The following is an 11,585-nucleotide window of genomic DNA, read 5'->3' on the forward strand; positions in this document are numbered from 1 at the left end:
CCGATCCTTTGTCTGGTCTTCAGAAGCTCGCAGCGAGCACGGCCCGCGCGGCGTGGGACTGGCCCTGGTCGGCAATACTGCCGGTGTAGGTGACGCCAAGGCTCAGGTTGCGCGTGGCCGACCAGCGGATGCCCGCATCGACCAGCGCCGCATTGCGTGCGAGCGGCACGCCCTCGATGCGGAAGTCCTGCCCGCCCGCCACGAAGGCGAGATCGGACGCGATCGACCGGCCGGTCAGCGCATGTTGCCAGCCCAGCTTCGCACCAATGCTCACCGGCGATCCGACATTGAGCGGAACGCTGGCCTTAAGGCCGAGCGTGGCCCAGGCGCGGCGACGCTCCTTCTCTTCACCGGTCAGCGCCAGCGAACCACCGGCCTCGGTGAACCCATCAGTCTTCAGCCAGATTGCATTCACGCCAACGAACGGCTCGACCGTGCCGATGCCGAGCGGAACCGCCGTGCCGGCTTCACCGAATGCCTGGATCGCGCGGCCGCCATAGTTGGCGGTCAGCGTCTGGGCGATATTGCCAACCACAGCGGTACGACGCGTCTTGAAGTCGTAGTCGCTGTAGCTTGCGCCGGCCCGCAGGGCGAGGCGGCCGAAGTCGCCGCCGGCATAGATCGCGCCGCTGACAGTCTCGGTATCCGCTTGGGACTGGCGCGCCCCGATCGAGGTATCGCCATTCGCATAGCCGCCGGCCACCCCGATGCGCAGGGCGCCCATCTGCGTCTCCAGCCCGACCTGGAAGCCATAGGCATCGCTTGAGACGTCCGCCACGTTGCGGTTGCCATCGAGCTGGTTCCAGGAGCGGTGAACATCCGTCCACAGGGTCAGGCCTTCTCCGGCAGGCGCCGCCATGCGGGAGAGCAGCGCGCGCCGCATCTCGTCCGCCTGCTGCGCGACCACGGTCAGCGTGGAGGCATGGACCTCGCCCGAGAGGCTGTCGAAAGCCGCCTGCGCACCCTGAGCGGACTCGCCGACCAGCTCCAGATAGACCGGAGTCGCGGCCGAGAAGCTGGTGCCGAGCGCCCCAGCGGTGGCCCGCTGGTTGGCCGTCACGGCGACATCGGCGAACTGCACGTCGTTGCGGGTCAGCGTCAGCGTCACGGCATTGGCGCCATAGGTCAGGTTCGGGAGCAGGAAGGCGAGGTTGCTGGTCACATCCTCGAACTCGCCGACAACGCCACCAGCCGCCGTGAGGATCTGGTAGCTGGTCTGCGGGCGGTAATCGCCATTGGCAGCCAGCACCTGCACGGTGCCGCCTTGCAGCGTCGCGACGCCCGAGGCCACAACACGGTCGCTCGCGCCTGAGGCATCAACCTCGACCTCGAACACCGAGCCCTGCTCGAACAGGACAGTGGTAGCCGCTTGAAGCTGACCGATCGAGTTGCCAGGCGCTGCCGTGGCGTTGGTGCGCACGATGAGGCCGCCCACTGTGCCGTTGCCGCCGATCGACCCGCCGCTCTCGACGATCACGCCGGAGTTGGCGATGGAGCCATTCACGGCCAGCCGGCCCTCCTCCACGATGGTCGCGCCGGAGTAGCTGCTGGTCCCAGTGAGGTTCAACTTGCCCTCGCCCGTTTTGACGAAGCTGCCAGTGCCAGACACCGCGCCACCGAAGCTGCCATCGACAGACTGGTCCATCACCAACGTGCCGGCGTTAAGCACATTGCCGGTGCCGATCGTCGTGCTGCTGGCCTGCAGCGTGCCGGCTGCGATCGTGGTGCCGCCAGTGTAGCTGTTCGCACCGGTCAAAGTCAGGGTACCGCTGCCAGTCTTGACGAGATTGCCGTTGCCAGCCACCGCACCCCCGAAGCTACCATCGACGGTCTGGTCCATCACCAACGTGCCGCCGTTGAGCACATTGCCCGTGCCAAGGGTCGTGCTGCTGGCCTGCAGCGTGCCGGCAGCGATCGTGGTGCCGCCGGTGTAGCTGTTCGCGCCGGTCAGCACGAGCGTGCCGCTTCCGGTCTTCACGAAGCTGCCGCTGCCGGTGATTTCGCCGCCCATCGAGACGTCGTTGGCGCCCGTATCAAGCGCATTGAGGCCAGCCATAAGGGTGACGGGCACATTGACCGTGCCGTCCGCCCCGAAGCGCAGGCGACCCTGCATCAGCACCACGCCACCCGTGCCCAGCGCATCCGCGCTGGCGATCTCGACAGTGGAGCTGTCGGTGATCACCGTGCCGCCCTCAAATGTGTTGGTGCCGGTCAAGGCGAGCGAGCCTTGCCCGGAAACGATCAACCCGCCGACACCGGTGATGGTGCCCGCAAACGTGCCGCTATTGCCGGCCGTATCGATGAACGCCCCATTGTCGGTGATCGAAACGTCCGCCGTCACCAGATTGGCCGGATCGCTACCACCGGTCAGATCCAGCGTGCCGCCATCGAAGCTGATCGTGCTGCCGGTCGCCGCGCTGTCACCCAAGTTGAAGCTCGGCTGACTGTCATCGATGACAGGGGTGCCGCCGACTGGCGGCAAGTTGGGATCAATCTGGAAATCACCGGCGACGAAGCCAATCATCCGGTCTACCAGCGAGCGCAGAGCCGGCGTATCCGTCCAGGCAGCCGCCTGGAACGTGTTCACATCAAGATAGCTTAGCAAACGACCGGCAGGCGCATTAGCCAGCGACCCGGCGCCAAAGGCTAGACCAGTGCCAAATCCGGTCCCATTCGGGCCCGTGGTTGTGAAGAACGTTCCGGTGCCTGGACTCGTGAATGCGCCCGCCCAGGGCACAAAGAACTCCGTGGCTGCATCAGCTACGATCAACCCACTGCCGTTGAACAGATCGGTTACATACTGGTTTGTCACATCAGTGGCGTCGACCGTGACATTGCCGCCACCGGCAGCACTGATGAAGCTTGAAATGGAATTGTTCCGCAGGACCTGACCTGGGTTTTCACCCAGAAGAAAAAGCCCGCCCGCGTTACTCAGATAGGTCAAATAATCGGTCTGCTCACCTCCCGAGAGCGCGGCATCGTAACGCACGTCCCATACCTGCGCGATCGGGCTGCTGCCGTTGATGTTGGCGGCGTCCTGCTGGATCGTGACCGAGTAGCCGGCCGCCTCCAGACGCTCTTTGAGGCCATTTGATGCACTGACATTCGGGCCCGTGCTGTTCGTAACAATAATGACGTCACCCGCGGCCGCCATCGCGCTGGTCGACGCGGAGGCGAGCAGAAGCGCTGCTGCCCCGAAGGCAACATGTTTGAAATTGTTTAGCAAATCCCCGATTCCCTTGCTGGTATGGTGATCCCGCAAGTGGAGGCAGGAGGTTAACAGATATTAAAAATTCATTCGTTTCATCGCATAAGATGCGATGATCCGTGAGAGGTGTTCAGCGCTACTCAATCGATCCGATAAACCGAAAGCCGAACCGTCGGGCCGACCTTGCCGCCTGTCGCGACAAACAGGGCGCGGTTTACCCAGTCGTACCCCCCATGGCCCGTCTCCAGCCGAATAAAAGATCGCATGTAATAGTCGGACGGCGGCACCTGTTCGCCGGACGCGATGCGGGCCGCGACCTCGGGCGAGGCATGGCGGATGCCGACGCCCACGATCTCGATGACCGCGCCGTCGTGCGTTTCCATGGCATAGCGGGCATCGAGTTGCGCCACGCCGCCGGGTTGCACGGTTTGCCAGTCCGCGCCGACGTTCAGCAGCGTGCCATTGAGCAACGGCCCTGTCACCGTGCCGCCGACCACCGGGATGATCCGCCGTGTGCCAGCCGGTGTGATGCCCATCTCATGCGGAGGATCGAGCCGGATCTCGAAATCGCAGACGTGCGAGAGGCCCGGCGCGGGCAGCGTCATGCTGCGACCTCTGCGACCAGCGCGCCCGGCTCAATGGTGGGCGGCGCGGCGTTGAGCGTATCGCGCGCGAAGCCAGCCGCCTGCTGATAGGCGAGCATGAAGGCAGAGCGCTCGGCGGCGGGCAACACATCCTCAATGTCCTCAAACGCACCGCCGCAGCGCTCCTCCACCAGTTCCAGCAGCCCGAAGGGGCCGGAGCCGCGATTGCGCATGGCGACCTGCCCGATGGGACCGCAGAGCTTCTCGTCAAAGGCGCGCAGCGCGGCCGGCGTTACGCCATGCGCCAGCAATTCACGGCCGATCACCCGCGCATCGACGATGGCCTGCGATGCGCCGTTCGAACCGGTCGGATACATGGGATGCGCGGCATCGCCCATCAGCGCGACGGGACCATCGACCCAGGTCGGCAGCGGATCGCGGTCGATCATCGGGTTCTCATAGGCGACATCCGACTTGGCCAGCAGCTCCGGCAGGTTCAGCCAGTCATAGACGAACCCGTCGAACTCATGCGCGAACTCGGCGAGTTCGACCGGGCGGAACCAGCCGGATTTGCGCCAGTCATGATCGGTATCGTAGGTCTTCTCGGCGATCCAATTGATATCGGCCAGCCCCTCCTGGTCGGGATGCGAGATGGGGTAGATCACCACCCGGTGCCGGCTGGTGCCTAGGCCCACGAAGGACGACCCGGTGCGGATCGGCACGCCGCGCGCGGTGCCGCGCCACATGATCGTGCCGCCCCAGTGGATCGGCGGTTGATCCGGGTGCATCTGGGCGCGGACGCTGGAATGGATGCCATCGGCTCCGAACAGCAGGGTGCCATCGACCTCGACCTTGCCGCCGCCGGCGAGATCGACCAGCGCGGTGACGCCACCCTCCGCCCGCTTGCGATAGCCGGTCACCTTATGGCCGAGCTTCAGAGCCTCCGGACCGAGCCGCTCGACCACCTTGCGGCAGAGCATCAGGTGGAAGGCACCCCGGTGGACAGCATATTGATGCCAGTCATAGCCGGCGACCTTGCCGCGCGGCTCGGAATAAATCTCGCGGCCATTCAGCCCGACCAGCGCCCATTCCCGCGCGGGAATGCCGACCTCGTCCAGATCCGCCTCGCTTATGCCGAGATCTTCCAGTTCGCGAATGGCATTGGGCTGGATGTTGATGCCCACACCGAGCGGCTTCAATTCGCGCACGCTCTCGAACACCGTGCAGGGCACGCCGATCTGATGAAGCGTGAGGGCCAGGACGAGGCCGCCAATGCCGCCACCGGCGATCAAGACATGGTCGTGCGTCATCGAGAATATTGCCCTTTCCGTGCGGGCCTAACCCAGGCGTCCCGCGCCGGCGCCTCATCTGCCCGAGGGGGAGCTGTACCGTCGTGGGGGCGCAGTGGCAATGTGGTGGGATCAATCGTATGCTGGCTGCTGCGGGGTGGCGGCGGCCAGAAGTAGGACGCGATGGTCGGGCGGCTGAGCCCTCGGCCCCCGCCTTCGCAGGAGCACTGGCTTTGCCTTGTCGCGCACCCCTGCCGTGTTCCTGCGGAGGCAGGAACCCAGGGCGCAAGGGCACTGCGGCTGGGCCCTAGGCTCCTGCCTGCGCAGGAGCACTGAAGGAAGCAGGACCGGCGCGACGTTCCGCAGCACCAAGCGCGCATTTCATGTCGAGCGAAGTCGAGGCACTCAGGACCTGTGCTTGCCGTGTCTCGACTTCGCTCGACACGAACGGGAATGAAAGAATGGACGAACAGCGCGCCCTAAACGAAAGAAGCCCGCGCCCTCCCCTTCGGAAGGCGCGGGCTCTTTGGCGCTATGATCGCGCTCCGATCAGATCGGGAAGTGGCCCGGCTGGGTTTCCACCGTTACCCAGCGCAGCTCGGTGAAGCTGTCGATGCCGGCCTTGCCGCCGAAGCGGCCATAGCCCGAGCCCTTGACGCCGCCGAAGGGCATCTGGGCTTCGTCATGCACGGTCGGGCCGTTGACGTGGCAGATGCCGGACTGGATGCGCCGCGCGATGCCGAGGCCCTTGGCGATATCCTTGGTGAACACCGACGCCGAGAGGCCATATTCGGTGTCATTGGCCAGTTCGACCGCATGCTCGGTGTCGCGGGCGCGAATGATGCCGACGACCGGCCCGAAGCTCTCATCGCGGAACAGCTTCATGTCCTGCGTCACCTTGTCGATGACATGAGCGGGCATCAGCACATTGTGCGTCGTCTCGCCACCGGTGAGCTGCGTCGCACCCTTAGCCAGCGCGTCCTCGATCAGGCTCTGGCAGTGCGCCACGGTCTTGGCGTCCACCACCGCGCCGAGCGGGGTGTTGCCCTGACGCGGATCGCCCACGGGCATGGAGGCGACCTTCTCCTTGAACTTGGCGGCGAAGGCATCAGCGACAGCATCGACCACGATGATCCGCTCGGTCGACATGCAGATCTGGCCCTGATTCATGAATGCGCCGAAGGCCGCGGCCTTCACCGCTTCATCGAGATCGGCATCCTCCAGAATGACCAGCGGCGCCTTGCCGCCCAGTTCGAGCAGAACGGGCTTCAAGTGCTCGGCAGCGCGCTTGGCGATGATCTTGCCGACGGCGGTGGAGCCGGTGAAGTTGATGCGGCGGACCTGCGGTGCGTCGATCAGAGCGCCCACGACATCGGCCGCGTCTTCTGGCGCGTTGGTGACGACGTTCACCACACCCTCGGGGAAGCCGGCCTCGGCAAACGCCTCGATGATCAGCGCGTGCGTACGCGGGCAGGATTCCGATGCCTTGAGAATGACGCTGTTGCCGCAGGCGAGCGGCACCGCGATGGCGCGCACCCCGAGGATGATCGGCGCGTTCCACGGCGCGATGCCGAGGATGACGCCAACCGGCTCGCGCAGCGCCATGGAGAGGCAGCCGGGCTTGTCCGAGGGGATGACCTCGCCATTGATCTGGGTGGTGAGCGCGGCAGCCTCACGGATCATGCTGGCAGCCAGGCCGAGGTTGAACATCGCCCAGCCCGCCGTCGCACCGATCTCGCCCATCATCGCTTCGACGAAGGCATCCTTCTTCGATTCCAGTGCCGAGGCGGCTTTCATCAGCACAGCGCGGCGCGCATTCGGCCCCATGACCGACCAGCTCTGGAACCCTTCCGCAGCCTTGGCGGCGATCGGCGCGATATCGGCGGCCTTCATCGCAGTAGCCGAGGATGCTACCTCGCCCGTCATCGGATTGTTGCGGCTAAACTCCATGGCGTTCCTCCAGTTCTCTCTCTCAAGACCAGTGTCGCGCGCTCGCATGAGGCCGGATGGCAATGATCAGACCAAATGCTTGCGGCGGCGCGGCTCCCCTCTGCCTTGCAGAACCGCCGGATGCAATTGTCTTGCGCGCCCCACGCTCGACTTGCGCCAAGAAATGAAGGAACAGGGGTCGATCCTCGCGCGTTGTGGCGCATAACTGGGAATAGACGGCGGGTTCGAGACGTGCAGGCATCCGAAGACCTCAGGGCAGCATCGTTGGAGAGCTATCGGCAGCTGGTCGAAAGCATCACCGATTATGCCATGTGCATGCTGGATCGCACGGGCCACATCACGAACTGGAACGCAGGGGCGCAAAAGCTCAAGGGCTTCCGGCCGGAAGACATTATCGGCGTGCATTTTTCGCGCTTCTACACGGCCGAAGACGTGGAAAAGGGCATGCCCGAGCGCGCGCTGGAGATCGCCGCGACGCAGGGCAAGCATGAATCCGAGGGCTGGCGACTACGCAAGGATGGCTCGCGCTTCTGGGCCCACGTCGTCATCGATCCGGTTCGCGACGCACACGGCGCGCTGATCGGCTATGCCGGGATCACTCGCGACCTCACCGAACGCAAACTCGCAGAGCAGGCGCTGCGTAAAAGCGAGGAACAGTTCGCCCTGCTGGTTCAGTCGGTCACCGATTACGCCATCTACATGCTGGACCCTGAGGGCATGGTTTCCAGCTGGAATGCCGGTGCGGAGCGGATCAAGGGCTATCGCAAGGACGAGGTGCTCGGGCAGCATTTCTCGCAATTCTATCAAGAAGAAGACCGCACAGCCGGTGAGCCGCAACGTGCCCTGGAGACGGCGCGGGCGCAAGGTCGTTTCACGGCGGAGGGCTGGCGCGTCCGCAAGGGCGGCGAACGCTTCCGCGCGAGCGTCGTCATCGAGGCGCTGCGCGATGAGACCGGCGCGCTTGTGGGCTTCGCCAAGATCACCCGCGACGTCACGGAGCGGGAGGCGGCCCAGCGCGCGCTCGACCAAGCGCGCGAGGCCTTAGGCCAGGCTCAGAAGATGGAAGCGCTCGGCCAACTCACCGGCGGCGTGGCGCATGACTTCAACAATCTGCTGATGGCGATCAACAGCAGCCTCATCCTGCTGCGCAGACGCATTCCGGAACAGGCCGAGACGCAACGCCTGCTCGACAACGCCATGCAGGCCGTCGATCGGGGCGCGACGCTGACCCAGCGCATGCTCGCCTTCGCGCGGCGGCAGGAGCTGTCCATCGGCCGCGTGCATATTCCCGAATTGCTGCGCGGCATGACCGAACTTGTCCAGCGCACCATCGGGCCGGAATGGCCCGTCAGCATGATCATTCCGCTCGGACTGCAGGCGGTGAAAGCCGACGCCAATCAACTCGAAATGGCGATCCTCAACCTGGCCGTGAATGCGCGCGATGCGATGCCCGATGGCGGGGCGATCATCATCAAGGCGAACCGCCAGACCGTGGGGAGCAACGAGATCGCCGATCTGGAGGCGGGGCATTATGTGGTCCTGACCGTGGTGGACAGCGGCATCGGCATGGATGCCGAGACGCTCAGGCGCGCGACCGAACCCTTTTTCACGACGAAGGGCGTCGGCAAGGGCACGGGCCTTGGCCTGCCCATGATCCATGGCTTTGCACGCCAGATCGGCGGTGCGTTCACGCTCACCAGCGCGCCGGGCAAGGGAACATCTGCGCAATTGTGGCTACCGCAGGCCGCCGAGCAGTCACAGGCAACCACGCCCGCTGCGAAGGAACCGCCGCTGCCGCCGCAAGCTAAATGCCGGGTTCTGGCCGTGGATGACGATGCACTGGTGTTGATGAACACGGTCGCGCTGCTGGAGGATCTGGGGCACGAGGTCGTCAGCGCAGTCAACGGCGCTCATGCCCTCTCAAAATTCAAGGATGGCGGCTTCGACTTGGTCATCACCGATCAGGCCATGCCCGGCATGACCGGGATGGACCTCGCCGCGGCCATCACCGCCGTGCAGAGCGACATGCCGATCATCATCGCAAGCGGATATGGCGAGGGGCTGGTTTTGCCCGAAGGACAGATCCATCGCCTGAGCAAACCGTTTGGCGAGCACCAGCTCGCCAAGGCCATTTACCAGGCGTGCTGCAGGGAGGATCGCCCTACCCCTGCCGTTTAAACGGACTTGCGCCCCATTTGCCGGGTCCGCCCGCTCAGGCGAATTGCCCGGCGCAGCAAGGATGCAAAGGTGCGCAAGACCGGTAGGCGGTCATAAAAGCGAACGTCGTGGATGTCCGTGCGCGAGAGGCGCTGGTGCCCAAGGTCAGGATTGGCGACATAGGTGCGCAGTTCCGGATGGCGGTTGCGCAGGACAGACAGCGCCCCATCATAATGCATCGGCTCGCCATCCGGATGCCGCCCGCCTGCGGGGCGCTCCAGCATCGCTGCCAAATAGTGAGCGGCAAAACCGATCGTGTCTCCACGCACCGCGTAGAAATGGCATCCGGCGAGCCCTTTGCCGGGTGGGATCAGCTCAAGCGGGCGCTCGGTCGCTTCATATTGTCCCGGCAGAAGGCTGCCGAAAAAGATGTCCCATTCCACCCCGCCCAGCTTGGTCAGAGCGGCCGGCAGAACCGTCTCGATCCGGTCATGGAAATCGAAGTCATCTTCCAGCACCAGAACGGATCGATGCCCCGCCTCCGCCGCCTCCCGCAGCACGCTCATATGGCTATCGAAGCACCCTCGCGTCCCCGGCGTCGGAAACCCTGCGGCATCCGAAAAGCGCTTGGCCGTGAAGAATGCGATTTTCGGATGATCGAGGTCCAGCCCCAGACGCCTGAACTGCGCGGCCATCTCGCGGCGCCGGTCGGCCCGGTGAGGCAGATTGATGATCCGGATGGCATCGAACGCGTCAACCAGAGCGCGACCGGCGGGGGTTGGGCTTACCATCGGGCGGCGTCCTTCTCGAGCGGATAACGGATGATCGGCCGCGACTCGCGCCGGCCCTCAACGGGCCTATAGACTGGGCTTCTCCCTTTAAGGAATCGCAAAGCCGCCCCCAGCCGAGCCGGCGCTTCAGATCACCTTGCCGGGGTTGAGGATATTGTTCGGGTCCATCGCGCGCTTGAGCGTGCGCATCAGCGCCAGTTCCTCTGGTGTACGGCAGTGGTGGAGAAATTCGCGCTTGATGCTGCCGATGCCATGCTCGGCGGTGATCGAGCCGCCCCATTCGCCGACCGCCTTGTAAACCAGCGCCTCCATCTCATGCTCGGGCATCGGGTCGCGCGGGACGCGCGCAGAGAGGTGGAGGTTGGAATCAGCGAGGTGGCCGAAGAAGACCGTCACGCAATCCGGCCACCGCTCCAGCAGCAAGTCGCGTACATAAGGGATGAAATCGCCGATCTTGCGCGTCGGCAGGCTCACATCGAAGGCCACTTGCGGCCAGTGCACGCCCTTGTGCCACTCACCGGGGCAATCGCGCACCGCCCAGATATCCTGCCGCTGCTTGTCCGACTGGGCAATCACCGCATCCTTGACGAGGCCGGCTTCGATCATGCCGCCGAGCACTTCCTCAAACCGCTCGGGATCGCGTTCCGGATCGGTCCCAAGCACTTCGACCAGCGCATAGACGTTGTAACCGTGCGGCAAGGGCGGCTGGCGACCCAGCGCCGTCGTGCCGATCTGGTAGAAATCCGGCCACATCGCCTCAAAGGCGGACAAGGTGCTCGCAAAGGCCGAATTGCATTGTTTGAGCAACTCCAGCGTGGCCGCATAATCCCCGACCGCGACCACGGCGGTGCAGGCGCTGCGTGGCTTGGGGAACATCCGCAGCACCAGCCGGGTGATGATGCCGAGTGTTCCCTCACTGCCGATGAAGAGATGCTTGAGATCATAGCCGGCGTTGTTCTTGATCATTACATTGAGCGACGAGATGATCGTGCCATCCGGCAGCACCGCTTCCACACCCAGAATGAGATCGCGCATCATGCCATAGCGTAGCACGCGGTTGCCGCCGGCATTGGTCGCGGCGTTGCCGCCGACCTGCGCCGTTCCGCGGCCGCCAAGATCGAGCGGGAACAGGAAGCCGGCCTCGTCGGCGGCGCGTTGAACGGTCTCCAGCACCGTTCCGGCCAACACGGTCATCGTGCGGCCAGCCTCGTCCAATTCCTCGATGCCGCGCATTCGTTCCAGTGACAGCAACAAGCAGGGTCGATCCGCGAGGCCGCCCGCGCACAGGCTGGTCAAGCCGCCCTGTGGCACGACCGGCCAGCGCTCCTCATTGCAGATCGCCATGATCTGCGAGACCTGCTCGGTCGTGCGCGGATAGGCGATGCCGGGGAGCGGAATGTCCGCCGGCATGATGTTCGTGAAATCAGAGACATGGCGCGCGAAATCGCCGTCCGTCCGATCCTTCACAATATCAGCGCCCAAGGCTTGGCGGAGGCGCGCGATGACATGGGCACCACGCTGAGCTTCGTCTGCGAAGCTTTGTAAGTGCTCGTGCAGCGTTGCTTGGGTCATCCGGCCTCTCTCCTCTTGCAGCCACAACATAGCG

The 11,585-nt window shown here is 64.6% G+C and carries 7 protein-coding genes; 1 reads left to right on the forward strand and 6 read right to left on the reverse strand.

The features are described from left to right. Positions 1-19: 19 nt before the first annotated feature. The 4 genes from M2333_RS07645 to M2333_RS07660 all read right to left on the reverse strand — a co-directional run bounded on the left by M2333_RS07645 (position 20) and on the right by M2333_RS07660 (position 7,031). Complete coding sequence (locus M2333_RS07645; RefSeq protein ID WP_264611364.1) at positions 20-3,226, reverse strand: autotransporter domain-containing protein; 3,207 nt, start codon at positions 3,224-3,226, stop codon at positions 20-22. Positions 3,227-3,348: 122 nt separating this feature from the next. Further along, positions 3,349-3,813, reverse strand: a complete 465-nt coding sequence (locus M2333_RS07650; RefSeq protein WP_264584730.1) for a DUF3237 domain-containing protein — start codon at positions 3,811-3,813, stop codon at positions 3,349-3,351. After that, positions 3,810-5,102 (reverse strand): flavin-dependent oxidoreductase, encoded by a 1,293-nt coding sequence (locus tag M2333_RS07655; protein WP_264611365.1) that lies wholly within the window; start codon positions 5,100-5,102, stop codon positions 3,810-3,812. The genes M2333_RS07650 and M2333_RS07655 overlap by 4 nt, the downstream gene beginning before the upstream one ends. 528 nt (positions 5,103-5,630) lie before the next feature. Beyond that, a complete protein-coding gene (locus M2333_RS07660; protein WP_264569917.1) occupies positions 5,631-7,031 on the reverse strand; it encodes an aldehyde dehydrogenase in 1,401 nt (466 codons plus the stop codon). A gap of 231 nt (positions 7,032-7,262) precedes the next feature. Between M2333_RS07660 and M2333_RS07665 the strand changes: the two genes are divergently transcribed. Further along, positions 7,263-9,209 carry a PAS domain-containing sensor histidine kinase gene (locus M2333_RS07665; RefSeq protein ID WP_264611366.1) on the forward strand — a complete coding sequence of 649 codons (1,947 nt, stop codon included), beginning with the start codon at positions 7,263-7,265 and terminating at the stop codon, positions 9,207-9,209. On the opposite strand, the gene M2333_RS07670 is transcribed toward M2333_RS07665, so the two are convergent. After that, the gene (locus M2333_RS07670; RefSeq protein WP_264611367.1) at positions 9,206-9,979 is read right to left on the reverse strand and encodes a glycosyltransferase family 25 protein; all 774 of its coding nucleotides are present in this window, start codon (positions 9,977-9,979) and stop codon (positions 9,206-9,208) included. The two genes, M2333_RS07665 and M2333_RS07670, sit on opposite strands and share 4 nt — an antisense overlap. A 126-nt stretch (positions 9,980-10,105) precedes the next feature. Beyond that, positions 10,106-11,551, reverse strand: coding sequence for an FAD-binding oxidoreductase (locus M2333_RS07675; RefSeq protein ID WP_264611368.1), 1,446 nt, complete (start codon positions 11,549-11,551; stop codon positions 10,106-10,108). Positions 11,552-11,585: the final 34 nt, after the last annotated feature.

It is taken from the genome of Sphingobium sp. B11D3B (genome assembly GCF_025961735.1).
In the GTDB taxonomy this organism is placed as follows: domain Bacteria; phylum Pseudomonadota; class Alphaproteobacteria; order Sphingomonadales; family Sphingomonadaceae; genus Sphingobium.

Excerpts from the sequence above, each read along its gene's own strand:
- M2333_RS07650 (WP_264584730.1), bottom strand. The coding sequence starts at position 3,813 with ATGACGCTGCCCGCGCCGGGCCTCTCGCACGTCTGCGATTTCGAGATC.
- M2333_RS07675 (WP_264611368.1), bottom strand. The coding sequence starts at position 11,551 with ATGACCCAAGCAACGCTGCACGAGCACTTACAAAGCTTCGCAGACGAA.
- M2333_RS07655 (WP_264611365.1), bottom strand. The coding sequence starts at position 5,102 with ATGACGCACGACCATGTCTTGATCGCCGGTGGCGGCATTGGCGGCCTC.
- M2333_RS07660 (WP_264569917.1), bottom strand. The coding sequence starts at position 7,031 with ATGGAGTTTAGCCGCAACAATCCGATGACGGGCGAGGTAGCATCCTCG.
- M2333_RS07670 (WP_264611367.1), bottom strand. The coding sequence starts at position 9,979 with ATGGTAAGCCCAACCCCCGCCGGTCGCGCTCTGGTTGACGCGTTCGAT.